The organism is Paraburkholderia acidipaludis NBRC 101816 (assembly GCF_000684975.1).
GTDB lineage: Bacteria > Pseudomonadota > Gammaproteobacteria > Burkholderiales > Burkholderiaceae > Paraburkholderia > Paraburkholderia acidipaludis.
On record NZ_BAXZ01000002.1, the window covers coordinates 166,903 to 193,116 of the forward strand.

General features: G+C 65.8%; 25 protein-coding genes and 1 pseudogene. 8 read left to right on the top strand and 18 right to left on the bottom strand.

Going from position 1 to position 26,214, the window contains the following annotated elements; translation table 11 throughout:
- Window positions 1-101 precede the first annotated feature (101 nt).
- On the bottom strand, window positions 102-1,145 hold the full coding sequence (locus BAC01S_RS01820; RefSeq protein ID WP_004189550.1) for a rod shape-determining protein: 1,044 nt from the start codon (window positions 1,143-1,145) through the stop codon (window positions 102-104).
- 445 nt (window positions 1,146-1,590) lie between these two features.
- On the opposite strand from BAC01S_RS01820, the gene gatC reads away from it, so the two are divergent.
- From gatC to BAC01S_RS01845, 5 genes are all read left to right on the top strand, one after another.
- Window positions 1,591-1,890 (top strand): Asp-tRNA(Asn)/Glu-tRNA(Gln) amidotransferase subunit GatC, encoded by a 300-nt coding sequence (gene gatC / locus BAC01S_RS01825; RefSeq protein WP_027793224.1) that lies wholly within the window; start codon window positions 1,591-1,593, stop codon window positions 1,888-1,890.
- Between the two features lie 164 nt (window positions 1,891-2,054).
- The gene (gene gatA, locus BAC01S_RS01830; protein ID WP_027793225.1) at window positions 2,055-3,545 is read left to right on the top strand and encodes an Asp-tRNA(Asn)/Glu-tRNA(Gln) amidotransferase subunit GatA; all 1,491 of its coding nucleotides are present in this window, start codon (window positions 2,055-2,057) and stop codon (window positions 3,543-3,545) included.
- 2 nt (window positions 3,546-3,547) lie between these two features.
- Entirely contained in the window at window positions 3,548-5,038 is a 1,491-nt protein-coding gene (gatB, locus tag BAC01S_RS01835; protein WP_043200814.1) for an Asp-tRNA(Asn)/Glu-tRNA(Gln) amidotransferase subunit GatB, read from the top strand.
- Between the two features lie 144 nt (window positions 5,039-5,182).
- The gene (locus tag BAC01S_RS01840) at window positions 5,183-6,019 is read left to right on the top strand and encodes a polyphosphate kinase 2 family protein (protein ID WP_027793227.1); all 837 of its coding nucleotides are present in this window, start codon (window positions 5,183-5,185) and stop codon (window positions 6,017-6,019) included.
- A gap of 56 nt (window positions 6,020-6,075) precedes the next feature.
- Window positions 6,076-6,858 carry an exodeoxyribonuclease III gene (locus BAC01S_RS01845; protein WP_027793228.1) on the top strand — a complete coding sequence of 261 codons (783 nt, stop codon included), beginning with the start codon at window positions 6,076-6,078 and terminating at the stop codon, window positions 6,856-6,858.
- A 32-nt stretch (window positions 6,859-6,890) separates the two neighbouring features.
- Here the strand turns inward: BAC01S_RS01845 and BAC01S_RS01850 are convergent, their stop codons facing one another.
- The 9 genes from BAC01S_RS01850 to argB all read right to left on the bottom strand — a co-directional run bounded on the left by BAC01S_RS01850 (window position 6,891) and on the right by argB (window position 14,804).
- On the bottom strand, window positions 6,891-7,241 hold the full coding sequence (locus BAC01S_RS01850; RefSeq protein WP_027793229.1) for an HVO_A0114 family putative DNA-binding protein: 351 nt from the start codon (window positions 7,239-7,241) through the stop codon (window positions 6,891-6,893).
- Window positions 7,238-7,603, bottom strand: a complete 366-nt coding sequence (locus BAC01S_RS01855; protein WP_027793230.1) for a toxin-antitoxin system TumE family protein — start codon at window positions 7,601-7,603, stop codon at window positions 7,238-7,240. The genes BAC01S_RS01850 and BAC01S_RS01855 overlap by 4 nt, the downstream gene beginning before the upstream one ends.
- A gap of 174 nt (window positions 7,604-7,777) precedes the next feature.
- On the bottom strand, window positions 7,778-8,887 hold the full coding sequence (locus BAC01S_RS30035) for a M48 family metallopeptidase (RefSeq protein WP_245616475.1): 1,110 nt from the start codon (window positions 8,885-8,887) through the stop codon (window positions 7,778-7,780).
- Window positions 8,884-10,290: an AmpG family muropeptide MFS transporter gene (locus tag BAC01S_RS01865; protein WP_027793231.1), complete on the bottom strand. Its 1,407-nt coding sequence runs from the start codon at window positions 10,288-10,290 to the stop codon at window positions 8,884-8,886. The genes BAC01S_RS30035 and BAC01S_RS01865 overlap by 4 nt, the downstream gene beginning before the upstream one ends.
- 81 nt (window positions 10,291-10,371) lie before the next feature.
- A complete protein-coding gene (gene metW, locus BAC01S_RS01870; protein WP_027793232.1) occupies window positions 10,372-10,980 on the bottom strand; it encodes a methionine biosynthesis protein MetW in 609 nt (202 codons plus the stop codon).
- Entirely contained in the window at window positions 10,977-12,122 is a 1,146-nt protein-coding gene (gene metX, locus BAC01S_RS01875; RefSeq protein WP_027793233.1) for a homoserine O-succinyltransferase MetX, read from the bottom strand. Before metX ends, metW begins: the two co-directional genes overlap by 4 nt.
- 236 nt (window positions 12,123-12,358) lie before the next feature.
- Complete coding sequence (slmA, locus tag BAC01S_RS01880; RefSeq protein WP_027793234.1) at window positions 12,359-13,033, bottom strand: nucleoid occlusion factor SlmA; 675 nt, start codon at window positions 13,031-13,033, stop codon at window positions 12,359-12,361.
- A 54-nt stretch (window positions 13,034-13,087) separates the two neighbouring features.
- Window positions 13,088-13,879 carry a pyrimidine 5'-nucleotidase gene (locus BAC01S_RS01885; RefSeq protein WP_027793235.1) on the bottom strand — a complete coding sequence of 264 codons (792 nt, stop codon included), beginning with the start codon at window positions 13,877-13,879 and terminating at the stop codon, window positions 13,088-13,090.
- Window positions 13,880-13,904: 25 nt separating this feature from the next.
- Window positions 13,905-14,804: an acetylglutamate kinase gene (gene argB / locus BAC01S_RS01890; RefSeq protein ID WP_027793236.1), complete on the bottom strand. Its 900-nt coding sequence runs from the start codon at window positions 14,802-14,804 to the stop codon at window positions 13,905-13,907.
- Window positions 14,805-15,082: 278 nt separating this feature from the next.
- On the opposite strand from argB, the gene BAC01S_RS01895 reads away from it, so the two are divergent.
- The 3 genes and pseudogenes from BAC01S_RS01895 to BAC01S_RS01905 all read left to right on the top strand — a co-directional run bounded on the left by BAC01S_RS01895 (window position 15,083) and on the right by BAC01S_RS01905 (window position 17,537).
- Window positions 15,083-15,313, top strand: a complete 231-nt coding sequence (locus tag BAC01S_RS01895; RefSeq protein WP_027793237.1) for a cysteine-rich CWC family protein — start codon at window positions 15,083-15,085, stop codon at window positions 15,311-15,313.
- 248 nt (window positions 15,314-15,561) lie between these two features.
- Window positions 15,562-16,870, top strand: a pseudogene (locus BAC01S_RS30040) (ATP-binding protein); the annotation flags it as partial.
- A gap of 124 nt (window positions 16,871-16,994) precedes the next feature.
- Window positions 16,995-17,537 (top strand): response regulator transcription factor, encoded by a 543-nt coding sequence (locus tag BAC01S_RS01905; RefSeq protein ID WP_027793238.1) that lies wholly within the window; start codon window positions 16,995-16,997, stop codon window positions 17,535-17,537.
- Between the two features lie 116 nt (window positions 17,538-17,653).
- On the opposite strand, the gene hslU is transcribed toward BAC01S_RS01905, so the two are convergent.
- From hslU to dapF, 8 genes are all read right to left on the bottom strand, one after another.
- Window positions 17,654-19,003, bottom strand: a complete 1,350-nt coding sequence (gene hslU, locus BAC01S_RS01910) for an ATP-dependent protease ATPase subunit HslU (RefSeq protein ID WP_027793239.1) — start codon at window positions 19,001-19,003, stop codon at window positions 17,654-17,656.
- Between the two features lie 26 nt (window positions 19,004-19,029).
- Window positions 19,030-19,566 (bottom strand): ATP-dependent protease subunit HslV, encoded by a 537-nt coding sequence (hslV, locus tag BAC01S_RS01915; protein WP_027793240.1) that lies wholly within the window; start codon window positions 19,564-19,566, stop codon window positions 19,030-19,032.
- 310 nt (window positions 19,567-19,876) lie between these two features.
- Window positions 19,877-20,296 carry an RNA polymerase-binding protein DksA gene (gene dksA / locus BAC01S_RS01920; RefSeq protein ID WP_027793241.1) on the bottom strand — a complete coding sequence of 140 codons (420 nt, stop codon included), beginning with the start codon at window positions 20,294-20,296 and terminating at the stop codon, window positions 19,877-19,879.
- Between the two features lie 645 nt (window positions 20,297-20,941).
- Window positions 20,942-22,039: a CobW family GTP-binding protein gene (locus tag BAC01S_RS01925; RefSeq protein ID WP_027793242.1), complete on the bottom strand. Its 1,098-nt coding sequence runs from the start codon at window positions 22,037-22,039 to the stop codon at window positions 20,942-20,944.
- A gap of 251 nt (window positions 22,040-22,290) precedes the next feature.
- On the bottom strand, window positions 22,291-23,502 hold the full coding sequence (locus BAC01S_RS01930) for a class I SAM-dependent rRNA methyltransferase (RefSeq protein ID WP_027793243.1): 1,212 nt from the start codon (window positions 23,500-23,502) through the stop codon (window positions 22,291-22,293).
- A 72-nt stretch (window positions 23,503-23,574) separates the two neighbouring features.
- Window positions 23,575-24,525: a tyrosine recombinase XerC gene (xerC, locus tag BAC01S_RS01935; RefSeq protein ID WP_027793244.1), complete on the bottom strand. Its 951-nt coding sequence runs from the start codon at window positions 24,523-24,525 to the stop codon at window positions 23,575-23,577.
- Between the two features lie 46 nt (window positions 24,526-24,571).
- A complete protein-coding gene (locus BAC01S_RS01940) occupies window positions 24,572-25,255 on the bottom strand; it encodes a DUF484 family protein (RefSeq protein ID WP_027793245.1) in 684 nt (227 codons plus the stop codon).
- A gap of 89 nt (window positions 25,256-25,344) precedes the next feature.
- Window positions 25,345-26,211 (bottom strand): diaminopimelate epimerase, encoded by an 867-nt coding sequence (dapF, locus tag BAC01S_RS01945; RefSeq protein WP_027793246.1) that lies wholly within the window; start codon window positions 26,209-26,211, stop codon window positions 25,345-25,347.
- Between the last annotated feature and the right edge of the window lie 3 nt (window positions 26,212-26,214).

The following is a 26,214-nucleotide window of genomic DNA, read 5'->3' on the forward strand; positions in this document are numbered from 1 at the left end:
AAACGGCGGCGCCTCAAGGGGCGCCTGTCAGCGTGGCGCGAGGCGGCCTTTCAGCCGTCTCGACAGGGTGCGCCGCGCCGATTGCATGGTACGCGCGGCGCTTACTCGTAGGAGAAGATGCTGCCGAGCTTGTCCATGCGCTCGAGCGCCATGCCCGACCCGCGCACCACGCAGGTAAGCGGGTCTTCGGCGACGAGCACCGGCAGGCCGGTTTCTTCCGCGAGCAGGCGGTCGAGGTCGCGCAGCAGCGCGCCGCCGCCCGTGAGCATCATGCCGCGCTCGGCGATGTCGGCGCCGAGTTCCGGCGGCGTCTGCTCCAGCGCGATCTTCACCGACGAGACGATCTGGTTCAGCGGGTCGGTGAGCGCTTCGAGAATTTCGTTGCTGGAGATCGTGAAGCTGCGCGGGATGCCTTCGGAAAGGTTGCGGCCCTTCACTTCCATTTCCTTGACTTCGGAGCCCGGGAACGCCGAGCCGATTTCCTTTTTAATGGCTTCGGCGGTTTGCTCGCCGATCAGCATGCCGTAGTTGCGGCGGATGTAGTTGACGATGGCTTCGTCGAACTTGTCGCCGCCCACGCGCACCGAGCCCTTGTAGACGATGCCGCCGAGCGAGATCACGCCCACTTCGGTCGTGCCGCCGCCGATGTCGACGACCATCGAGCCCGTGGCTTCCGACACCGGCAGGCCCGCGCCGATCGCGGCGGCCATCGGTTCTTCGATCAGGTAGACCTGCGAGGCGCCGGCGCCGTGCGCGGCTTCCTTGATCGCGCGGCGCTCGACCTGGGTGGAGCCGCACGGCACGCAGATGATGATGCGCGGCGACGGCGAGAACATGCGCGATTCGTGAGCGGTCTTGATGAACTGCTTGATCATCTGCTCGGTCACCGTGAAGTCGGCGATCACGCCGTCTTTCATCGGGCGGATCGCCTCGATATTGCCCGGCACCTTGCCGAGCATCTGCTTGGCTTCCTTGCCGACTGCCTGAATGGTCTTCTTGCCGTTCGGGCCGCCTTCCTGGCGGATCGAGACGACCGACGGCTCGTCGAGCACGATGCCCTTGCCGCGCATGTAGATCAGCGTGTTGGCCGTGCCGAGGTCGATCGCCAGGTCGTTGGAGAAGTAGCTACGCAGAAAACCGAACATTCAAAAATCCTGTCTCGCTTGTGGCCGACCTTCGCGACAATGGGCGAGGGCGGCAGCGGAAAAAATAACAGCGTGAGGCCGGCGCGAAGCGCGCCGCTTGGAACCTTCTGGAAACCTGACACTGCGGGAATGGTTACCGGAGGCAGCCTGGCTGAGGGTGCGCCGCTTGCGCTTCGCTCGTGCCTTATGTGCCCCTTAGTGTGACTTCAGGCCGCAAAGTGCCTTGATCGGTGACGAAAGGCAGGCGCAAGGCGGTCCGGGTTTGGGTCGAACGCGTAATGATACCTTATAATTTTGCCTGTTTTGCACGATCCGAAAGCCACTTTTTGACACGGCCGAAGCTTTCCTCGAAAGCCGGATCCGTCGCGATAAACCGCTGTTGCAGCACCGTTTTTTCCGCACTGCCGCAACGGCCAGAGCAACCGCCATTTTTCCCGGTGACCGCATGGCCCTGACCCTGAACGATGTGAAGCGCATCGCGCACCTCGCGCGCCTCGAACTGGCCGACGCCGAAGCCGGCAATACGCTCGCACGCCTGAACGATTTTTTCGGTCTCGTCGAGCAGATGCAGGCCGTGGACACGGCCGGCATCGCTCCGCTCGCGCACCCGATCGAGCAGATCGAGGACGTGGCGCTGCGCCTGCGCGCGGACGCCGTGACCGAGACGGTCGACCGCGAAGCCTTCCAGCGCCCGGCGCCGGCGGTGCAGGACGGCCTGTACCTCGTGCCGCGCGTGATCGAGTAAGCGTTCGTTTTATTGCTGTCGCCGCCTTATCCGGCCGTCTGTCGTCTGCCGGACAAGGCGCTGCGGCGGCTCCCGTTTCCCGCGGGGCGCGGCCTGATCCGGCGCCCCGGACGGCGGTCCGGCAATCCCGAATTCGCCGCCTTCGTTCTTCCAGGAACCACGCAATGCATGAAAAAAGCTTGACCGAACTGCGCGCCGCGCTGGCTGCCAAGGAGTGCTCCGCCGTCGAACTGGCGCAGCTCTATCTCGGTCGGATTGACGCACATCAAGAGTTGAACGCTTTCGTCGATGTCAACCCGGAATTGACGCTTGCGCAGGCAAAGGCCGCCGATGCGCGCCTTGCGGCCGGCGAAAACGGCCCGCTGCTCGGCCTGCCGATCGCGCACAAGGACGTGTTCGTCACGCGCGGCTGGCGTTCGACGGCCGGCTCGAAGATGCTCGAGAACTACGTGAGCCCGTTCGACGCGACTGTCGTCGAGCGCCTTGAGCGCGCAGGCATGGTGTGCGTCGGCAAGACCAATATGGACGAATTCGCGATGGGCTCGTCCAACGAGAACTCGCATTTCGGCGCCGTGCAGAACCCGTGGGACCGCAAGGCGGTGCCGGGCGGTTCGTCGGGCGGCTCGGCCGCGGCCGTGGCGGCGCGCCTCGCGCCCGCCGCGACCGGCACGGACACGGGCGGCTCGATCCGTCAGCCCGCGTCGTTTTCGGGCGTCACCGGCATCAAGCCGACCTACGGCCGCGTGTCGCGCTACGGCATGATCGCGTTCGCCTCGTCGCTCGACCAGGGGGGGCCGTTCGCACAGAGCGCCGCCGACTGCGGCCTGCTGCTCAACGCGATGGCGGGCTTCGACGAGCGCGACTCGACGAGCCTCACCCACGATCACGAGGACTACGCGCGCCATCTGGGCGAGGTGTGGAGCGCCGGCGCCCCGGCCGGCAAGCCGCTCGCCGGCCTGCGCATCGGCCTGCCGAAGGAGTACTTCGGCGCAGGTCTCGCCGACGACGTGCGTGCGGCCATCGACGCGGCGCTGAAGGTCTACGAGTCGCTCGGCGCGACGCTCGTGGAGGTGACGCTGCCGAAGACCGAGTTGTCGATCCCCGTGTACTACGTGATCGCCCCGGCGGAAGCCTCGTCGAACCTCTCGCGCTTCGACGGCGTGCGCTACGGCCACCGCGCGGCCGAGTACCGCGACCTGCTCGACATGTACAAGAAGTCGCGCGCCGAGGGCTTCGGCCCCGAGGTGAAGCGCCGCATTCTGGTGGGCACGTACGTGCTTTCGCACGGCTACTACGACGCCTATTACCTGCAGGCGCAGAAGATCCGCCGCATCATCGCGCAGGACTTCCAGGAGGCGTTCAAGCAGTGCGACGTCATCATGGGGCCGGTTGCGCCGAGCGTGGCCTGGGACATCGGCGCGAAGGGCGACGATCCGCTGCAGATGTACCTCGCGGACATCTACACGCTCTCGACGAGCCTCGCGGGCCTGCCTGGCATGAGCGTGCCGTGCGGCTTCGGCGCGGGCGCGAACGCGCAACGGCCGGTCGGTCTGCAGATCGTCGGCAACTATTTCAACGAGGCCCGCATGCTGCAGGTCGCCGACGCCTTCCAGCGCGCGACCGACTGGCATCGCAAGGCGCCGGCAGGGGTGTGAACATGGCAACAACGCAATGGGAAGTCGTAATCGGTCTGGAGACGCACACGCAGCTGTCGACGGCGTCGAAGATCTTTTCGGGCGCATCGACGCAGTTCGGCGCGGCTCCTAACACCCAGGCCTGCCCCGTCGATCTCGCGCTGCCGGGCGTGCTGCCGGTGATGAACCGCGGCGCCGTGGAGCGCGCGATCTGCTTCGGCCTCGCGATCGGCGCAACGGTGGCGCCGCGCAGCATCTTCGCGCGCAAGAACTACTTCTACCCGGATCTGCCGAAGGGCTACCAGATCAGCCAGTACGAGATTCCGGTCGTGCAGGGCGGCCAGATCACGATCCAGGTGCCGGCCAACGAGAAGGCAGGCAAGGAAGCCTACGAGAAGACCATCAATCTCACGCGCGCGCACCTGGAAGAAGACGCCGGCAAGTCGCTGCACGAAGACTTCGCGGGCATGACGGGCATCGACCTGAACCGCGCGGGCACGCCGCTGCTCGAAATCGTTACGGAACCTGAAATGCGCAGCGCGGCGGAGGCGGTTGCTTACGCAAAGTCGCTGCACACGCTCGTGGTCTGGCTCGGCATCTGCGACGGCAACATGCAGGAAGGCTCGTTCCGCTGCGACGCGAACGTCTCCGTGCGTCCGGTCGGCCAGAAGGAATTCGGCACGCGCGCCGAGATCAAGAACCTGAACTCGTTCCGCTTCCTCGAAGAGGCGATCCAGTACGAAGTGCGCCGCCAGATCGAGCTGATCGAGGACGGCGGCACGGTGGTGCAGGAAACGCGCCTCTACGATCCGGACAAGCGCGAGACGCGCTCGATGCGCAGCAAGGAAGACGCGCACGATTACCGCTACTTCCCCGACCCGGACCTGATGCCGCTCGTGATCGACGCGGCGTGGGTCGAGCGCGTGAAGGGCGAGATGCCCGAACTGCCCGCGACGATGCAGACGCGCTTCGTGGAGCAGTACGGCGTGACGCCTTACGATGCGGGCGTGCTCACGTCGAGCAAGGCGATGGCCGCGTATTTCGAGGCCGTCGTCGCCAAAACGGGTGCCAATCCGGACAAAACGCAGGCGAAGGCGGCCGCGAACTGGCTGATGGGCGAAGTCTCGTCGCAACTGAACCGCGAAGGCCTCGAGATCGACGCCTCGCCGGTTACGGCCGAACAGTTCGCGCTCCTGCTGCAGCGCATCGCCGACGGCACGATCTCGAACAAGATCGCGAAGGAAGTGTTCCTCGCGATGTGGGACGAGAAGGTCGAGGGCGCGGACGCCGCCGACCGCATCATCGACGCGAAGGGCCTCAAGCAGATCTCGGACACGGGCGCGCTCGAAGCGATCATCGACGAGGTGCTGGCCGCGAACCCGAAGTCGGTGGAAGAGTACCGCGCGGGCAAGGAAAAGGCGTTCAACGCGCTGATCGGCCAGGCGATGAAGGCCACGAAGGGCAAGGCCAACCCGCAGCAGGTGAACGAGCTGCTGAAGAAAAAGCTATCCTGAGCGTTCGTTTGCTCATCCATGGCTGGCTTCGACGGGGCGGCGCTGCGGGTCTGTGGACTGCGCAGCGCCGCCCTGCCGTTTGAGGCGTCGCCCGCGCGAGACGTCTGGCATAAGGCGTCCGGCATAAGAACAGGAGAACCCCGCATGGCGAAATTCCCGAGTCTCGACGATTACCGCGTGCCGTATTTCGGCGACAAGAAGGCGGAGACGTTTTCGCTCGACGCGATCGATCCGGCGGCCAAGCCGTTCTCCAGGGGCAGCAAGGAAGGTGATCGCGACCGGCTGGCCGAGATCGGCTCGAAGATCGACGTGCAGCAGGAGCGCCTGCACGCGCAGCGTCACCAGCGCGTGCTGCTCGTGCTGCAGGGCATGGACACGAGCGGCAAGGACGGCACGATACGCGGCGTGTTCCACGAAGTCGATCCGCTCGGCCTGCGCATCGTGGCATTTCGCGCGCCCACGCCCATCGAGCTCTCGCGCGACTTTCTGTGGCGCGTGCATCTGCAGGTGCCGGCCGCGGGCGAGCTCGCCATCTTCAACCGCAGCCACTACGAAGACGTGCTGGTGCCGCGCGTGATGGGCCAGATCGACGAAGCCGAATGCGAGCGGCGCTTTCGCCAGATTCGCGATTTCGAGGCCATGCTCGCGGAAACGGGCACGACCATCATCAAGTGTCTGCTGCATATCTCGAAGGACGAGCAGAAGAGCCGCATCCAGGCGCGCATCGACGATCCGGGCAAGCACTGGAAGTTCGACGTCTCCGACCTCGAGGCGCGCAAGCACTGGGACGCGTATCAGGCCGCCTACCGCGACGCGCTCGCGGCCACCTCGACTGAGCAGGCGCCGTGGTACGTGATTCCGGCGGACTCGAAGTCGCATCGCAACCTGATGGTGGCCGAACTGCTGCTGCGTCTCATGGAAAGCCTCAAGCTCGACTATCCGCCCGCGAAGCCGGAACTGAAGGGCCTCACGATCGAATAGGTCAGCATCTGGCCTGGACCTGGCCGATATCGGGCCGAAACCATAAGGAAACAAACATGCTGCGTGTGATTACCGCCAACCTCAACGGCATCCGCTCGGCGGCGAAGAAAGGCTTCTTCGAATGGTTCGGAGAGCAGAAGGCCGACGTGCTGTGCGTGCAGGAAATCAAGTGCTCGCAGGACGACATGACGCCCGAATTCCTTGCGCCGCACGATTTCAAGGGTTATTTCCAGCACGCCGTGAAGAAGGGCTACAGCGGCGCGGGCCTCTATACGCGCCATGAGCCCGACGAAGTGATCATCGGCTTCGGCAGCGAGGAGTTCGATCCCGAGGGGCGCTACGTCGAGGCGCGCTTCGGCAAGCTCTCGATCGTTTCGGTGTACGTGCCGTCGGGGTCGAGCGGCGAGGAACGCCAGGAGGCGAAATACCGCTTCATGGACGAGTTCATGCCGCATCTGGCAGAACTCAAGGGCGCCGGGCGCGAGGTGGTCGTGTGCGGCGACGTGAACATCGTCCACAAGGAAATCGACATCAAGAACTGGAAGGGCAACCAGAAGAACTCAGGCTGCCTGCCCGAAGAGCGCGCGTGGCTCACGAAGCTGTTCGACGAAGTGGGCTACGTGGACGTGTTCCGCACGCTCGACTCGCGCGCCGAGCAGTACACGTGGTGGAGCAACCGCGGCCAGGCCTACGCGAAGAACGTGGGGTGGCGTATCGACTACGAGATCGCCACGCCCGGCATTGCGGCCACCGCGAAGCGCACGTCGATCTTCAGGGACATCAAGTTCAGCGACCACGCTCCGCTCACCATCGACTACGACTGGAAGGCGAAGGGTTGATAGCAGCGTCGGCGGCAGATGGAGCCTCGGCCTCAGGCCGCCACAATGCGAAACTCTGTTGCCTTGGCTACTGGTCGGACGAAATTTTTCTCGCGCTTCAGATCGACAATACCGTAGTTAGACATTGTTCTGAGGGTACGAGAGAGGTTGCTCGGCTTGCGCCCCGTTGCCTCGGCCAGTTCGGCAATCGACTGGGGTTTCGTCTCGGTGATGACGTGCAGCAAGGCGCGGTTGTCGTCACTTAGAACTTCAGCTAGCGACTTCATCGAAGTGAACCAGATCTTTGGTTCGCCCGGCTTCGGCTTGTATTCGCCACGTGCGATCGCCAGTACACGCGCACGAATTTTCTCTTGCGACATGATGCCAATCACGATGGACCTCATCGCTTCCTCATTGTGGACAGGACACGATCTACATCTGCGAAGAAATCGTTCAGCAGTTGCTGTGCGTCCCTGAATTCATATGGCATTCCTTTGTCGGAGGCATGCCGGTGCTTGTGGTCGTATGCAAGAACACGACCCGCGTATTTGAACTTCTTCGGCAGCTTGACCGCATGCGCATTGTCGTAGCCGAGAATGCGATTCCCATAGGGCTCGTGCAATGTGAGCGAATATCTGATGCCGTGAGGAATCTCAGCTGACACATCGACCCGCCATGCCTCAAGCTTGATCCAGTATCCATTCCCCTGATCGAGGATCGAGTCATTGAGATCAAGCAGCGTGTCAATTGCGATGTCTCGTTTCACAAGTATATATCAGCTGCTCATATGGTTTGCCACGCGCGGCCTGCCCTTGGGCACCTTGCCGCCGAATGGAACCATGCTAGCCTTGAAGCGTGCTGTATCGCCTGGCATCGCGCCTGCCCCTGTTGAGCTAGCGCACCGATACTCGAAATCTCGGGCAAGGGCGGCGCCTATGCTTCAGGGCGCCGCCACCTTGCGCCGCTGCGGCACGGCGATGCCCGCGTAGTCGGGCAGTTCGTCGAGCGGCTTGCCGATCGCCTTGGCGTAGAGCGGCAGCATGTCGGGCAGGCGCTTGATGATGTCCGCGCGCCGCGCCGGCGTGTACGGATGGACGTAGATGAAGCCATCGTCGTGGTCGCTTTTCGTCGCGAGGGCCAGCTTGTCCCACAGCGTGACGGCCGCGCGCGGGTCGAAGCCCGCGCGGGAGGCGATGTCGCTGCCGATCACGTCGGCTTCGGTTTCGTCGGCGTTGCCGTAGTGCATCTCGTAGAGCTGCGAGCCGATGCCGAGCGGAAACACCCCCAGGTCCGCGAGCCCGAACAACTGCGGCACCGTGCCGGCCGCAATTTGCCCTTCCTGCTGTTCGCCGAGGCGCTCGCGCAAGTGCTCGCGCACCGCGTGCGCGATCTCGTGGCCGAGCAGCATGCCGAACTCGTTGTCGTTGAGCTTCACGCGGTCGAGCAGGCCGCTGTACACCACGATCTTGCCGCCCGGCAGACAGTACATGCGGATATCCGGCGAGCGGATCACTGCCACTTCCCATTTCCAGTTCTTCACCCGGTCGCTCCACTTCTGCGCGTAGGGCGCGAGACGGTCGACGAACTGGCGCACGCGCTGCACGCGCGGATCGGTGTCGGGGTAGAGCCTGTCTGAATGCGCGGCGCCGCGCACGATCTCGGCATACTCGGCGGCGGCCTGAGCCTCCAGCGCCGGCGAAGGAATCAGGTTGCGAAACAGGGCGCTCTGGCCAAGGCGAACTTCGCGGCTCGCGTTTTGCGCGGCGGCGCTCGACGCCTCTTGCGCGGCGCTTGCGCTGCCTTCGGCCTGGGCGCCTTGCAGCTGGCCCTGAGCAGACGGCTCGGCCCCGGATGCGGCTCCCGAAGGCGTGGCCGGAGCGGCGGGCGGCACCGCTGGCGCGGTGTTCTCGGCAAGCGCCCACGGAGCGTGCCAGGTCGCCAGCGCCGCGAGCGCCAGTGCGAGCGAGCGCGCATGCACGGCGCTCCAGCGCGCACGGCGCGCGCGCGGTCTCGGAAACCAGTCGGGGACGGCAGGCTGGGACGGGATCACGTCCGGATTCTCCACGGGGCGATACGAACGAGCAGGAGCATACCCGGTACAGCTAAAGCCGTGCATACGATGAAGTAATCAAACCAGCCGATTTTCGCGACCACGTAGCCGCTCGCCGCCGAGGCCAGCGTGCGCGGGACCGAGGCGAGGCTCGTGAAAAGCGCGAACTGCGTGGCGGTATAGCGCGGGTCGGTGGTGCTGGCGATATAGGCGGTGAAGGCGGCGAGCGTGAGGCCCGTCGCGAAGGTCTCGAAGCCGTACACGAGCGCGAGCGCCACGGCGCGCGGGTCGAGCACGAAGTGGGCTTGGAGGCCGAGCGCGGATGCCGCTTGCGCAACGGCATGGCTCACGGCGAGCGCGCCGTCGTAGATCGTGGCGAGCGACGCGGAGCCGGGCCCGAGCTGAGCGAGCCAGGCGAAGCCGAGCGTCGAGACGATCTGAAGGAGGCCGAAGATCCACAGCCCGCGCCCGATGCCGATCTTCACGAGCGCCACGCCGCCGATAATGCCGCCCGCGAGGCTCGCGCCGAACGCCGTCATCTTGGCGATCACGCCGATCTCGGTGCGCGTGTAGCCGATGTCGAGGAAGAACGACGTCGAGAGCGTGGTGGCCATCGTGTCGCCGAGCTTGTAGAGAAAGATGAACGCCAGCACGAAGAGCGCGCCGGTCCAGCCGTCGCGCTGCACGAACTCGGCGAACGGCCGGATGATGGCTTCGCTCAGGTTCTTCGGCGGCGCGCCGTGCACCTCGGGCTCGCTCACCACGAGCGACATGATCATGCCCGGAATCATGAACGCCGCCGTGACGACGAACACCGTGCTCCACGGCAGATGGTCGGAGAGGATCAGCGCGAGCGAGCCCGGCACGAGCGCGGCGATCTTGTACGCGTTCACGTGGACGGCGTTGCCGAGGCCCTGCTGGGTATCCGTGAGGAGTTCGCGCCGGTAAGCGTCGATGGCGATGTCCTGGCTCGCGCCGAAGAACGCGACGAGCGTCGTGAGCGCGGCCACGGTCCAGATCGAATCCTTCGGCGAAACGAAGCCGAGCATGGCGATCGCCCCCGCCACGAGAATCTGCGTGACGAGCATCCAGCCGCGCCGGCGCCCCGGACGCCAGCCCGGCAGACGCGGCACGTAGCGGTCCATGAGCGGAGCCCAGACGAACTTCCAGGTGTAGGGGAACTGGATCAGCGCGAAGAGGCCGATCTCTTTCAGATTGACGCCTTCCGAGCGCAGCCACGCCTGTACGAGATAGACGAGCGTGAAGAGCGGCAGCCCCGAGGTGAAGCCGAGGAACACGCAGATCAGCATGTGCGTGTTCAGGTACGCGCGCCAGCCGGGACGGTCTTCGTGAGCGGCGAGGTGATCGATGCGGGAGGGGGCCTCGTGGGGCGGATTCGGCATGTCGTCGTCAGCGGCGGCGGCGGTTTTTATGGGTCCGGGTTGAAAAATGCGCCGCCGCTGCCTGGGGTCAGCCGGGCGACGTCATTTTTTCTTCACGCGATAGACCGCAAGACTACCACGCCAGTTCACGCCCCATCGCACGGTCTGACCGCCGTGCAGCACGGCGCGATCGAGAATTTCGATGCCCACTTCCGGCGCGAGCGCCTCGAAGTCCTTCACCGTGAGCACGCGCACGTTCGGCGTGTTGTGCCACTGGTAAGGCAGCGACTTCGACACCGGCATGCGCCCGCGCAGCACCGAAAGCCGGTGCGGCCAGTAGCCGAAGTTCGGGAACGAGACGATGCATTCCTTGCCCACGCGCGCCGTCTCGCGCAGGATCGCGGCGGTCTGGTGGATGGTCTGCAATGTTTGCGAGAGGATCGCGAAGTCGAAGCTCGCGTCTTCGAACAGGCGCAGGCCGTCTTCCAGATTCTGCTGGATCACGTTGATGCCGTTGGCCACCGAGGCGAGCACGCCCGCGTCGTTGATCTCGATGCCGTAGCCCGTGCATTCCAGTTCCTCGCCGAGCAGCGAGAGCAGCGAGCCGTCCCCGCAGCCGAGGTCGAGCACCTTCGAGCGCGGCTCGATCCAGCGTGCGATGGTGCGGAAGTCGGGACGGGCGGAAAGACTGTCGAAAGCGCTCGGGTTCATGCGCCCACCTCGCTGGCAATGCGTTCGTAATAGGCGCGCATGACACCGTGATAGCGCGCGTCGTCGAGCAGGAATGCGTCGTGGCCGTGCGGCGCGTCGATCTCCGCGTAGGTCACCTGGCGCTTGTGGTCGAGCAGCGCCTTCACGAGTTCGCGCGAGCGCGCCGGGGCGAAGCGCCAGTCGGTCGAGAAGCTCGCCACCAGGTACTTCGCCTTGGTGCGCGCGAGCGCCTTCGTGAGGTCGCCCTCGTAAGCCTTCGCCGGATCGAAGTAGTCGAGCGCGCGCGTGATGAGCAGATACGTGTTCGCGTCGAAGTAGTCGGCGAACTTGTCGCCCTGGTAGCGCAGGTACGACTCCACCTCGAACTCCACGTCGAAGTTGAAGTTGTAGGCGTCCACGGCGCCCTCCGCGCGGCGCAGCGCGCGGCCGAATTTCTCGGCCATGTCGTCGTCGGAGAGATAGGTGATGTGGCCGATCATGCGCGCCACGCGCAGGCCGCGCTTCGGCTTCACGCCGTGCGCGTAGTAGTCGCCGCCATGAAAGTCGGGGTCCGAAAGAATCGCCGAGCGCGCGACTTCGTTGAACGCGATGTTCTGCGCCGAGAGCTTGGGCGTGGAGGCGATCACGATGCAATGCCCGAGCCGGTCCGGGTAGCGCAGGCTCCACGCGAGCGCCTGCATGCCGCCAAGGCTGCCGCCCATCACGGCGGCGAATTTCTCGATGCCGAAGCGGTCGGCCACGCGCGCCTGGGCGTCCACCCAGTCTTCGACGGTGACGACCGGAAACTTCGCACCGTAGGGCTGGCCGGTGGCCGGGTCGACGCTCATGGGGCCGGTCGAGCCGAAGCACGAGCCGAGGTTGTTCACGCCGATCACGAAGAAGCGGTTGGTGTCGAGCGGCTTGCCCGGCCCGACCATGTTGTCCCACCAGCCCACGTTCCTGGGGTCGTCCGCATGGACGCCCGCGACATGATGCGAGGCATTGAGCGCGTGACAGACGAGCACCGCGTTGCTGCGCGCGGCATTGAGCGTGCCGTAGGTTTCGACCACGAGATCGTAACCGGCGAGAGTCATGCCGTTCTGCAGTTGCAGGGGCTCGTCGAAATGCAGTGTTTGTGGAGCGACGACGCCGATCGATTCCATTCGTTCCGCCTTGGTCTTCGGGCGGCTAAACGGTGTCGGCGGGGCGCGGAGTGCGAAGGATTGGCGCGGCTGACGACCTCTTTAGCCGCATTTGTAATGAACCCGCGAGCGTTGGCTCAGAGGTTCGCGCGCCCGCAATCGAGTCAGCAAATCGGCGCGACGGTGTTTCAAAACGAACGCAAAGTATAGCGGAAAACGCGCCCGGCGAGGGCGCCGGCACCCTGGGAGCCGGCCGGCTACTGAAGAATGATGCGAATCTGCTCTTCGGCGTGCTCGCTCGGCGAGCGCGTGAAGCCGCTTTGCGCATAGCGATGCCAGCAGCCGATCACGTAGCGCACGACCAGATTCGCCCGTAGCGCAGGATCGTACCCGGATTTTTTCCGGGCTTCGTTAGCCGTGCCGCCCTCGCTTTGCGCCTGCTCGGCCACGCTCACGCGCAGGCACTGGCGCAGCGACGCCTCGATGCGGTCGAGCATCTGGTTCACGCGCTCGGCGAGCCGTTCGTGCTCGCCCACGAGCGCCTCGCAGGTCAGCACGCGCGTCATGCCGGCGTTCTTGGTGGAGAAGTTGATGAGCATGAGCGCGATGGCGCGCGCCTGGAGCACGCCGCTCGGCTCCTTGGAGACGATCTGGTTGATGAGCGCGAAGAGCGTCTGCTCGATGAAGTCGATGAGGCCTTCGTACATCTGGGCCTTGCTTGCGAAGTGGCGATAGAGCGCCGCCTCCGAAACGCCGATTCGCGCAGCCAGCGACGCCGTGGTGATCTTTTCGCCGCGCGGCGCTTCGAGCATCGAGGCGAGCGTCTGGAGAATGTGGACGCGGCGTTCGCCCGGCTTCGGGCGGGCGGCGCGGCGAACCACGCCGGGTGGGTCTGCTGTTACGACTGCGTCACGCGTTTCGGTTGGCTGCATGAATGTCGCCCTCGTTTTTCGCCCCGGACTCGCTTCGCTCCGGCGCTTACGTCGTCACCCCGTCTGCCGCAGTCTTCCCGACTGCAGGCCCGTTTTCAGCGATTTTAGCGAACGAATGCGGTGATCGACATAGTGGGGTCGGCCGCGGCCCGACACGCGCACCGCCGGCGCGCGCGTGGGCAGATGCCCGGTGATCCACACCGTCTGGATGCCGAGCGACCGGTAGCGCTTTAGATGGCCGTGCGTATCTTCGATCAGGATGGCGTTGGCCAGCGTCGCTCCCGCGCGGCGCAGCGTCTCGCGCAGCATCGCGCGGTCGGGCTTGGCGCGCCAGCGCTGGCGCGTGCGCATGTGCTCGATGGCGATCACGCGTTCGAAGAGGCGCTCGATGCCCAGTTCCGCGAGCACCGCGCGCGCGTAGGCCTCGGGGGCGTTGGTCAGCAACAACTTGCGGCCCGGCAGCGCGCGCAGCGTGCGGGCGAGGCCGCGCTCGGCGTAGACCATCCCGGGCAGGTCGTCGAACGTGTGAACGACCTTCAGGAAGTCGTGCGGATCGACCGCGTGGTGACGCGTGAGGCCGAGCAGCGCCGCGCCGTAGCGATGCGTGTAGCTCGTGCGCAGATGGTTCGCGACGTCGCGGCTCACGCCTAGCGTGTCGATGATGTACTGCGTCATCGCCGCATTGATGGCCGGGAAGATCGCGCGCGAGGCGCCGTGCAGCGTGTTGTCGAGGTCGAAGAGCCAGACGGGGGCGCCGGAGCGAGGCGTGCCTTTGGTGCGCTGCGGCCGGCGTGGGCGCGGGCGGGAGACGGTCATGGGCAAGAGGGGAGCGCGGCGGCCGGGCATGCCGGCCGCCGTGTATGGCAGCCGCTCAGTGCGAGCGGATCATCGTGCCGAACGGCTGCTCGGTCAGGATTTCGAGCAGCACCGAATGCTCGATGCGGCCGTCGATGATGTGCACCGAGCGCACGCCGCTCTTGGCGGCGTCGAGCGCCGACGAGATCTTCGGCAGCATGCCGCCCGAGATCGTGCCGTCTTCGAAGAGCGCGTCGATCTCGCGGGCCGAGAGGTCCGTGAGCAGGTTGCCTTCCTTGTCCATCACGCCGGGGATGTTGGTCATCATTACGAGCTTCTCGGCGTTGAGCACCACCGCGAGCTTGCCCGCCACGAGGTCGGCGTTGATGTTGTACGAGAGACCGTCTTCGCCGAAGCCGATCGGCGAGATCACCGGAATGAACGCGTCGTCCTGGAGCGCCTTCACCACGGCCGGGTTGATCGCCTCGACTTCGCCCACCTGGCCGATGTCGACGTACTGCCCCGGGTTGTCGCGGTCCGGCATCATCAGCTTGCGCGCGTGAATCAGGCCGCCGTCCTTGCCTGTGAGGCCCACGGCATGCCCGCCGAAGTGGTTGATGAGCGTGACGATATCCTGCTGCACCTCGCCGCCGAGCACCCACTCGACGACTTCCATGGTTTCCTCGTCGGTCACGCGCATGCCCTGGATGAAGGTGCCCTGCTTGCCGATCTTCTTGAGCGCCGTGTCGATCTGCGGGCCGCCGCCGTGCACGATGACCGGGTTGATGCCCACGAGCTTGAGCAGGATCACGTCGCGCGCGAAGCCCTGCTTGAGCCGCTCTTCGGTCATGGCATTGCCGCCGTATTTGATGACCACGGTCTTGCCGTGATACTGGCGGATATAGGGCAGCGCTTCAGCCAGGATTTCGGCTTTCAGGGTGGGGGCGATCTGCGAGAGGTCGAGGGGCTCGGACATGGCGGCGGGAATGGACGAAGAGTCGGGGCGAAAACGGTTGAAACAGGCCGAATTGTACAGGACTGGCGCGGCGCAACAGGGATTTCGGCCGGGCCTGCGGGCCAGCGCGCAACACGGCGGGACGCGGGTTCGGCGGCTGCGTCATACGCCTGTCATGAGCGGATCCGCCGGCCGATTTTTTGGCCGGTCCGCGGCGCAACCTGCGGCCCGAACCACCCGGCCGCGCTGTGGCATCATTTCCTTACCGCCGAGGCCGGCACCCTGAGGAGCGCGCCGCCATGACCGCTTCCGCCACCCCCGCCGCAGACGTGAAACACGCCCGCTGTCCGCGCTGCGGCCGCCTGTTCGACTGCGGCCGGCATACCGAACCGTTCGATTGCTGGTGCCGCACGCTGCCGGCGCTGCCCGCGAGCGAGCTGGATCCGCGCGGGCGCTGCCTGTGCCCCGAGTGTCTCGCCACGGCAGCAGCAGCGGCCGCCGCCACGCCCGAAGCGGGCGGGCCGGGCTGATCCAGGCCTGCGAGGCGGACGGAGCGTTGGCGACGGCTTCTTCGTGCAGACGGTTGAGTTCGCAGCCATCGAAATTGATCTGCATCAAAGGCGCGGCGAGATTATTGGTGAAGATGCGGGAAATCGGGCGCGATCGTCCGTGCGCGGCGGTAAGGTTCCACAGCGTCGGCATGCGGCCGGCGAGTCTCAGTGCATCAGATTATTTCGGGATAATGAGCCGGATTCATATGAACCGGTAAACTGACCCTATGAATCGCATCACCGTCAGCGCACGCGTCAATCTTCGCCATTTGTTCTGGCTGCGCAGCCTCGCCATCTTCGGCCAACTTTGCACGATTGCATTCGTGCAGTGCTTCCTCGGCGTGCATCTGCCGCTGCCGGCCATGCTGTTCGTGATCGCCATGGAAGTGGCGTTCAACGGCGTGACCTGGATGCGCGTCGCGCAGGATCGTCCCGAGTCGAATCTCGAGCTGTTCGGCCAGATCTGGGTGGATCTCGCCGCGCTCTCCGCGCTGCTGTTTCTTTCTGGCGGCACAACCAATCCGTTCGTCTCGCTCTATTTGCCCTCGCTCGCGATCGCCGCGGCCGTGCTGCCGTGGTATCTCACGGGCTGGCTCGCCACCTTCGCGGTGGCGTGCTACGTGCTGCTTGGCTTCGACAACGTCGCGCTCGACATGGACAACCCCGCCAACCTGTTCGTCTACTACCGCGCGGGCATGTGGGTGAACTTCATGGTGAGCGTCGGGTTGATCGTCTGGTTCGTGGCGCGCATGTCGCGCGCGCTGCGCCAGCGCGACGCCGCGCTCGGCGACGCGCAGCAGCGCCTGTTGCGCGACGAGCGCGCGGTCGCGCTCGGCGTGCAGGCGGCGACGGTGGCGCACGAGATCGGCACGCCGCTCTCGACCATCGCGATGCTCACCGAAGAGCTGCGCGACATGGCCCGCACCGACAAAGCCCTCACGCCCTATACCGCCGACCTCGACCTGCTCGACAAGCAGATCTCGCTGTGCACGTCGGCGCTTGCGCGGCTGCGCAGCCGCGCGTCGTCGCAGGTCAGCCGCCAGGCGCTGGCCGAATGGCTCGGTCCGTTCGTCGAGCAGTGGCGGCTGCGTCACCCCCACGTCGCGTTCGAACAGACCGGCGAGCCGCCTGCCGATCTGAGCCTCGACGACAGCGTCGCCGTCGGGCAGATCCTGACTATTCTGCTCGACAATGCCGCGCGCGCCAGTCGAGATCATGTCACGCTGCGGGCTTATCCGGCGTCGCGCGCGGGCTACGTCGATTTCGAGGTCTGCGACGCCGGGCCCGGCATTCCGTCCTCGCTGCGCAACGCGCTCGGCACCGTGCCGGTGGAGAGCACCCAGGGCGGGCACGGCGTGGGCCTTTATCTGGCGTTTTCGTCCGCGGCTCGGCTGGGCGGCACGATCGAACTGACGGATGTCGCGGCGGGCGCGGGGCCAGCCGTGACCGACGGCGGCAGCGCCGGCACAGGAGCAGGCGCCGCGGTGGGCCGCCCCGCCAGGCCGCGCGGCACGCGCGCGCTGCTGCGCGTGCCGGTGAAGGTTGGCAAGAGCGCTGCGGCGAATGCCGCGCACGCCGCCGACGCGGCGGCCCCGGATATCGGTTCAGCAGGCGCCGGCCGGCCCGGCTCGGCGCCGCCTAACAACACGGAGAAGCAGGCATGAGCGATATGAATTTTCTGGTGATCGACGACGACGAGGTGTTCTCCGACATCCTCACGCGCGGCCTGACGCGACGCGGTTATCAGGTGCAGCAGGCGCACAACGCGGACGAGGCGATCCGCTTCGCGAACCAGCAGAAGTTCGCGCAGATCACGGTGGATCTGCATCTGGGCGGCGACTCGGGCCTTTCTCTTGTCGCGCCGCTGCGCCAGCTGCAGCCCGACGCGCGCATGCTGATCCTGACCGGCTACGCGAGCATTGCCACGGCGGTTCAAGCGGTGAAAGACGGCGCCGACAACTACCTCGCGAAGCCCGCGAACGTCGAGATGATTCTCTCGGCACTGCAAAGCGATTCCAGCACGCTGCAGGCGGAGGAGGCCATCGAGCACCCGGCTCCGCTCTCCGTCGCGCGGCTCGAATGGGAGCACATCCAGCGTGTGCTGGCCGAGCACAACGGCAATATCTCGGCCACGGCGCGCGCGCTCAACATGCACCGGCGCACGCTGCAGCGCAAGCTGGCGAAGCGCCCGGTGCGCCAGTAAGCGCCGGCTGCCACGAAGTGACGCCCATATGAAAAAGGGCCCCGCGCGATGCGGGGCCCTTTGCATGCAGCGCAGCGGCGCTGCGCATATCCGGCGCCGAAAAGTGCCTAAGGCACTTACAGCACGTAGCGCGACAGATCTTCGTCCTGAGCGACTTCGCCGAGCGCGCGGTCCACGTAAGCGGCATCCACCGTCACGCTCTCGCCCGCATGGTTGCCGGCCGAGAACGACACGTCCTCCAGCAGCTTTTCGATCACCGTGTAGAGCCGGCGCGCGCCGATGTTTTCGGTCTTTTCGTTCACCGAGAACGCGATTTCGGCCAGGCGGCGGATGCCGTCGTCGGCGAATTCGATCCGCACGTCTTCGGTGGCGAGCAGCGCCTGGTACTGCTTGACAAGGCTTGCGTCGGTGGCGACGAGAATCGCTTCGAAGTCCTTCACGGAGAGCGAGTCCAGTTCCACGCGAATCGGGAAACGCCCCTGCAGTTCGGGGATCAGGTCGCTCGGCTTGGCCAGATGGAAGGCGCCGCTCGCGATGAAGAGGATGTGATCGGTCTTGACCATCCCGTACTTCGTGTTGATGGTCGTGCCCTCCACGAGCGGCAGCAGGTCGCGCTGCACGCCCTGGCGCGAGACTTCGCCGCCGCTGCCTTCGTTGTTGCGCGAGGCGATCTTGTCGATCTCGTCGAGGAATACGATGCCGTTCTGCTCGACGTTCTGCACGGCCTTCTGCTTGACCTCTTCGTCGTTGAGCATCTTGCCGGCTTCTTCGTCGGTGAGGAGCTTGAGCGCTTCCTTGACCTTCACCTTGCGGCGCGTCTTCTTGCCGCCGCCCAGATTGGCGAACATCGAGCGGATCTGCTCGGTCATGTCCTCCATGCCCGGCGGCCCCATGATGTCCATGCCGGCTTGCGGCAGCTCGACGTCGAGCTCGATTTCCTTGTCGTCGAGCTGGCCTTCGCGCAGGCGCTTGCGGAAGGTCTGGCGCGTGGCATTCTCGCTATCGCTGTGACCCGATTCCGGGGACGACGAGCCGAAGCCCACCGGGCGAGCGGTCGGCAGCAGGACGTCGAGAATGCGGTCCTCGGCCTGGTCGGTGGCCTTGCTGCGCACCTTGCGCATTTCCGACTCGCGCGTCTGCTTGACCGAAATCTCGATCAGGTCGCGCACGATGCTGTCGACGTCGCGGCCCACGTAGCCCACTTCGGTGAACTTGGTCGCTTCGATCTTGATGAACGGCGCGTCCGCGAGCTTTGCGAGACGGCGCGCGATCTCGGTCTTGCCGACGCCCGTCGGCCCGATCATGAGGATGTTCTTCGGCGTGATTTCCTGGCGCAGCGGCTCGGCCACCTGCTGGCGGCGCCAGCGGTTGCGCAGCGCGACGGCCACGGCCTTTTTCGCTTTCGCCTGGCCAATGATGTGCTTGTCGAGTTCCGAGACGATCTCGGCGGGGGTCATGGTGCTCATCCTGATTCCTTGGCGTCTGTCCGGGGTTACTCGATGGTTTCGATCACGCGGTTGTGGTTCGTGTAGATGCACATGTCGCCTGCGATTTCGAGCGACTTCTCGACGATCTCGCGCGGCGAGAGTTCGGTGTTGTCGACGAGCGCGCGTGCCGCGGCCTGTGCGTACGAACCGCCCGAGCCGATCGCGCAGATGCCGCCTTCGGGGTCGAGCACGTCGCCGTTGCCGGTGATGACGAGGGTGGTTTGCGCGTCCGCGGCGATCAGCATTGCTTCGAGGCGGCGCAGCATGCGGTCGGTGCGCCAGTCCTTCGCGAGTTCGACGGCGGCGCGCGTGAGGTTGCCCTGGTGTTTTTCGAGCTTGGCTTCGAAGCGGTCGAGCAGCGAGAACGCGTCGGCCGTGCCGCCGGCGAAGCCGACCATGACCTTGCCGCCGTAGATGCGCCGGACCTTCTTCGCGCCCCCCTTCATGACGATGTTGCCGAGCGTGACCTGGCCGTCGCCGCCGAGGGCGACCTTGTCGCCGCGGCGCACGGAAACGATCGTCGTGCCGTGAAATTGCTCCATGTGGGTTCCTTTTTACCGTTGATGCCGGGTGTGGGCGGACGGGCGCGGTTGCGGGCGCAGGCGCCGCGTCCGGAATACGGAGCGCGCAGCACACGCGGGACGGCGCGTGGCTCTGACGCGTTGTCGATTCAAGTTTAGGGCGGGTATAGGCAGTTCAAGAGCCGGCATTCCGGAAAAGCCGGCGGGAAAGGAGCGCTCCGGCTCGCGAAAACGCAAAAAGCAAAACAAAAAAGCGCACGGGATTCCGTGCGCTTTCATGTAGAAGGCGGGAACTCCAGCGCGCACCCGCGGCGGCGCGCCGGCGGATCGATCAATCGCCGAACAGCTTCTGGCGCAGTTCGCGGCGCTCCTGCGCCTCGAGCGACAGCGTGGCCGTGGGCCGCGCGAGCAGACGCGGAATGCCGATCGGCTCACCGGTCTCCTCGCACCAGCCGTACTCCCCCGAGTCGATGCGCGCGAGCGACTGCTGCACCTTCTTCAGCAGCTTGCGTTCGCGGTCGCGCGTGCGCAGTTCGAGCGCATGCTCTTCCTCGATGGTCGCGCGGTCGGCCGGGTCCGGCACGATCACGGTTTCGCGCAGGTTCTCGGTGGTCTGGCCCGCATTGCGGAGAATTTCCGCCTGCAGCTGTTCGAGCCGGTTCTTGAAGAAGGCGAGCTGATCCTCATTCATGTAATCCTTGTCGCTCATCTTCAGGATTTCGGCTTCAGTCAAGAGTCGTTTCGTCGTCATCTGGCTTGCTTCTTCAATGAGTGAGGCAAAACTTGCACATATTGCCTGCACTTTTGTGTTACCCGCAATGGCCTTGTATTACGCGCCTTTCTTTTATGCTCAAACGCTGATGGCACGGACGATGCGCTGTCGTGACGCCAAAGCGCCGCTGCGGGGCCGAACTCCTCTGGAAACCGGTCTTCAGATGCTCCTGAGGCATGTTTCATACCGGCTGCCCGCTGCGACGCGGCGCGCTGCCCGCGTTCCGCCGGTAGGGCCAGACCATCCGGACCGGATTTTCCGGTGGTTGCCCATTTGCTCGTACTCGTCGTACTTTCCGCACTGTCGGCGCAGCCGTACGCTCTTGCTTGCCCGGCTCACGCCGGTTCGGCGTAATGCGCGGGCGCTGCCTGCATTCCAGTGGGGCCGTATTGTAACTGAATCGCAAACCGGCACTGCAAGCGGGAAATCCCTTCCTTTCCGCTACCGGCGCGCTTCAGTCGATATCCAGAAAATATAACGCGCCGCAAGTGAAAAAGCGATGGTCGGGCACGTTATTGCGTGGGCTGGCAGACGGCGGCGGCGTCCGGGGTATGGCCGGCGGGGCGGGAAACTGGCGCGGCCAGGCCCGGCGCATCTGGGCGCACGGGCCGGCCGGGGTAAAGATCAGACGAGACAGGCGTCGAGGCCGTCGGTGATGAGATCCTGCGGCAGCTCGATGCCGATGAACACCATCTTGCTGTTCTTCTTCTCGACCGGCAGCCATTTGGCGGCGAGGTCGCTGCCCATCATCTGGTGGACGCCCTGGAACACCACCTTGCGATCCACGCCCTTCATGTACAGCACGCCCTTGTAGCGCAGCAGGCGCTCGCCGTAGATCTGCAGGATGCCGCCGAGGAAGTCTTCGAGGCGGTTCGGGTCGAACGGGCGATCGCTGCGGTACACGAACGACTTGATCTTGTCGTCGTGGTGCGCGTGGTGGTGATGGCCGTGGTCGTGGCCTTCATGGTTGCACTGGCCGTGATCGTGGTCGCAGTCGGCGTGGTCGTGATCGTGCGTATGGCCATGATCGTCGTGCGCGTGGGCGTGCGTGTGCGCATGATCGTGCTCGTCTTCCGCGAGGAAGTCCGGGTCGATCTCGAGCTTCGCGTTCAGGTTGAAGCCGCGCAGGTCGAACACTTCCTTGATGTCCGCCTCGCCGAAATTCACCTGCCGCACCTGCGCCTTCGGGTTCATGTGCAGCACGCGATGGCGCAGATTCGCGAGTTCCTTTTCGTCCACGAGGTCGGCCTTCGTGATGAACAGGCGGTCGGCGAAACCGACCTGGCGCTGCACCACTTCGTGCTCGTCGAGCTGATGGTTGCCGTGCTTCGCGTCCACGAGCGTGATGATCGCGTCGAGCAGGAATTCGTCGGCGATTTCGTTATCCATGAAGAACGTCTGCGCGACCGGGCCCGGATTCGCGAGGCCGGTGGTCTCGATCACCACACGGTCGAAGTCGAGCTTGCCGTCGCGCTTTTGCTGCGCGAGGTCGCCGAGCACGCGCGCGAGGTCGCCGCGGATCGTGCAGCAGATGCAGCCGTTGCTCATCTGGATGATCTGCTCGTTGCTGTCCTGCACGAGGATTTCGTTGTCGATGTTCTCTTCGCCGAACTCGTTTTCGATCACGGCGATCTTCATGCCGTGCTGTTCGTTCAGGATGCGCTTGAGCAGCGTGGTCTTGCCGCTGCCGAGGAAGCCGGTCAGGATGGTGACGGGGATCATGGTTGCCATGCTGGGTGCCTGTTCTGTACGGGTGCTGTGCGATCGGAAACCGGCGCCGGCCGCAAGGCGCGCCCAAAAGGCGGGCGCGGTGGCCGTCGTCCAGTGTTACAACATAACTAGCTATTGAAACATATCTGAGGCCAGGACGCTGGAAGCACCCCGGCCGGGCGCTGCTTTTGCCCGGCTTCCGCCAGATATGGGGCAAGATCGACGAGGCACGAGGGAGCCGTGGCCTCCTCCCATCGGGCCGCTCAGGCGACTTGCAGCAGCAGGCCCTTCAGGTATTCGCCTTCCGGGAACGCGGTCAGCAACGGGTGATCCACGCCTGCGCCCAGACGCTTGAGGATGCGCGCATCGACCTTCGCGTCGGCGGCCGCGCCCGCGACGATCTTCTGGAACAGTTCCGCATCGATCGCGCCCGAGCATGAGTACGTGAAGAGCAGGCCACCCGGGCGCAGCAGCTTCAGGCCCGTCAGATTGATGTCCTTGTACGCGCGCGCGGCGCGGTCCACGTGCTCGCGCGAGGCCGCGAACTTGGGCGGATCGAGCACCACGAGATCGAAGCGCTCGCCTTCTTCATGCAGACGGCGCAGCGTCTTGAAGGCGTCGGCGTCGAGCCACGTCGCGCGCGCCGCATCGAAACCGTTCGCCTCGACGTTCTTTTGCGCCGTCGCGAGCGCTTCGCCCGAGGAGTCGATCGACACCACGCGCTTCGCGCCGCCCTTCATCGCCGCGAGCGAGAAGCCGCCCGTGTAGCAGAAGCAGTTCAGCACCTCGCGATCCTGAGCGAAGGTTTGCACGAGCGCCCGGTTGTCGCGCTGATCGACGTAGAAGCCGGTCTTGTGACCGTTGCGCACGTCGACGTGATAGCGCACGCCGTTCTCGCTCGTGACGATGGTTTCGGGCGGCTCGTCGCCCGCGAGCCGGCCCGTGATCTGTTCGAGCCCTTCCTTTTCGCGGATCGACACGTCCGAACGCTCGTAGACGTTCGGGCAGCCGGTGGCCGCCGCGAGCGCGCCGACGATCGCCTCCTTCCACGCCTCCACGCCCGCCGCCATGAACTGGCAGACGAGCTGGCCGCGGCCCGCGGCGCCATCGGCTCGGTCCGCGACATAGTGATCGACGATCAGCCCCGGCAGGCCGTCGGCCTCGCCGAAGATCAGGCGCACGGCGCCGGTGCGGCTCACCATGGCCTGGCGGTGCGCGACCGCGCGCTGCACGCGGCGCTTGAAGAACGCGTGGTCGATGGGTTCGTTTTCGTCGAAGCTCCAGACGCGCACGCGGATCTGCGAGTGCGGGCTGTACGCGGCGCGCGCGAGGAAGCGGCCGTCGTGCGAGCGCACGATGACGGTCGCCCCGGAGGCGGGCTTGCCCTCCACGCGGTCGATTGCGTTCGCATAGACCCACGGATGGCGGCGCAGCAGGGATTTTTCTTTCGACGGTTTGAGCGTGACGATATTCATGGTGAGTTCAGTACGGAAAAGCGGGGCGCGCGGCGGCCGACGAACGCCGCCGCTCGAGCCTGCCCCGTTGCATCAGTCGCGTTTCTTCGCGCGGGGATGCGCGGTGTCGTAGACCTTCGCGAGATGCTGGAAATCGAGCGACGTGTAGACCTGGGTGGCCGCGATGCTCGCGTGGCCGAGCAGCTCCTGCACCGCGCGCAGGTCGCCGCTCGACTGCAGCAGGTGCGTGGCGAACGAGTGCCGCAGCACGTGCGGGTGGACGTTCGCCGGAATGCCCGCCGCGATCGCCGCGCGCTTCACGCGCTCGCGTACCACGCCGGGCGCCATGCGGTTGCCGCGCACGGAGAGAAAGAGCGGGGCGTCGTCGTGCTTGACGAGCGTGTCGCGCACGGCGAGCCATGCGTCGAGCGCGTCGAGCGCCTTGCGGCCTACCGGCACCATCCGGTGCCGGTTGCCCTTGCCGTGGACTTCGACTTCGGCGGCGTCGCGCTTGAGCCAGCCTGCCGATTCGTAGGCGTCGCGCCGCACGTAACGCACGTCGAGCCCCACGAGCTCGGCGAGGCGCAGTCCCGACGAGTAGAACAGTTCGAGCATCGCGCGGTCGCGCAGCGACTCGGCGCCGTCGCCGGCAACACCGGCCGCGCCGGAGACGGGCGGCGGCGCTTCCATCAGGCGCTGCGCGTCGTCTACCGAGAGCGCCTTCGGCAGCGTCTTAGCGCGTTTGGGCGCGCGCACGGCGGCCACCGGGTTCGCCTCGAGCTCGATGCGGCCCGCGAGCCAGCGATAGAACGCGCGCCATGCCGAAAGCCGATGCGCGATCGAGCGCGCCGAAAGGCCGCCGGCGTGTGCGCGCGCCACGGCGCCGCGCACGTCGGCGGCGCTCACCTGCGCGAGCGGCCGGCCGTTCGCGAGTTTCTTGAGTTCGTCGAGCTCGTGCGTATAGCCGCGCAGCGTGTGCGCCGAAAGCCGCCGCTCGTGCTCGAGGCTCGCGAGGTAGTCGGCGATCGGATCGGTCGGGTTCACGGTGGCGGCGTCTTTCGTTTCAGTCGTGCGTCGGTTTCGCTCAGGCTCAGTGCGGCAAGAGACGCGTAAGCGCCGCGCTCGCAAGCCCGCCGATCTGCGTGAGGAAGTCCGTGGCCATGCCGTCGTGAAAGCGGCGCGCATCGGGCGAACCCATCACCAGCAGGCCGAATACGTTGCCTTCGGGCTCGCTGCTGCCGTCCGCCGCGGGCGCGCGCAGCGCGATCAGCGCGACCGATTCCGACGCGCCATCGGTCGCGTCGAGCCATTGCGCCGCCTCGAAGCCCGAGTTCGCGCCGCAGTAGGGCACGGCCAGGCTGCTGGCGAAGAGCCGCACTTCCTCGCCGGTGTGGCGCGCGAAATCGGCTTGCGCATAGGCTTCGGCCACGTCCCAGAGACGCAGCGCCGCTTGCGGCACGTCGAACACGTCGAGCAGATTCTCGGTGATCGTGCGCGGCAGCGCGTACGGATCGCGCTCGGCGATCACGCGCTGGGTCCAGCGGGCGAACTTCGTCGCAATGCTGTCGTTCTCGTGGCCGTAGCGCAGCAGCTCCGAAAGGCGGCGCTCCAGATGCTTGTTCTTCTCGCGCAGCATTTCCATCTGCCGCTCTTGCAGCGACACGGCGGCCTTGCCGTGCGGGTTGCCGAGCTTGATGGCGGCAAGCAGTTCGGCGTGCTCAACGAAGAACTCGGGATTGGCAATCAGGTAGTCGGCGACTTCGCGATCGTTCATGTTGGTGGCGCGTTGTGGACGGACGGCGCGCAAGGCGCCGGCATGACAGCGGTAAAGCGGGTGAACCGGACGCCGGCTTCGGTCGGCATTCAGTCGGCGAGTTCGATTTCACCTTCGAATACGGTTGCGGCCGGCCCGGCCATCGTGAGCGCGGCGAATTCGTCGCGCGCGCCGTCCCAGGCGATGGTCAGCGCGCCGCCGTGCGTATGCACGAGGACCGGCGAGTCGAGCAGCCCGCGGCGAATGCCGGCGGCCACGGCCGCGCAGGCGCCCGTGCCGCAGGCAAGCGTTTCGCCCGCGCCGCGCTCGTACACGCGCAGCCGCACCTCATGGCGCGAGACGATCTGCATGAAGCCGGCGTTGACCTTGTGGGGAAAGCGCGGGTGCGCCTCGACCACGGGGCCGTCGGCGAGCACCGGGAAGGCTTCCACGTCGTCCACCACCTGCACGGCATGCGGGTTGCCCATCGAGACGACCGAAATCCAGCGGGTTTGCCCGTTCACATCGAGCGGCCAGAGCGTGTCGTTGCCCTCGCGGCGGCCTTCGAGGCCGCCTGCGTCGAACGGCACGCGCGCCGGCTCGAACACCGGGCTGCCCATGTCCACCACGACCTCGCCGTTGTCCTGCATCGCGAGCGCGATCGTGCCGTTCTGGACCTGGACGCGCACGCGCTTTGCTTCGGTGAGCTTGCGATCGCGGACGAACTTCACGAAGCAGCGTGCGCCGTTGCCGCAGTGCTCGACTTCGCCGCCGTCGCAATTGAAGATGCGATAGCGAAAATCGACGCCCTCGATGGTGGGCTTTTCGACGAGCAGCAACTGGTCGGCGCCAATGCCGAAGTGACGGTCGGCGAGCGCGCGCACTTGCTCGGGCGCGAGCGCGAGCGGCTGGCTGTAACCGTCGAGCACGACGAAGTCGTTGCCGGCGCCGTGCATTTTGGTGAACTTGAGCTTCATGCC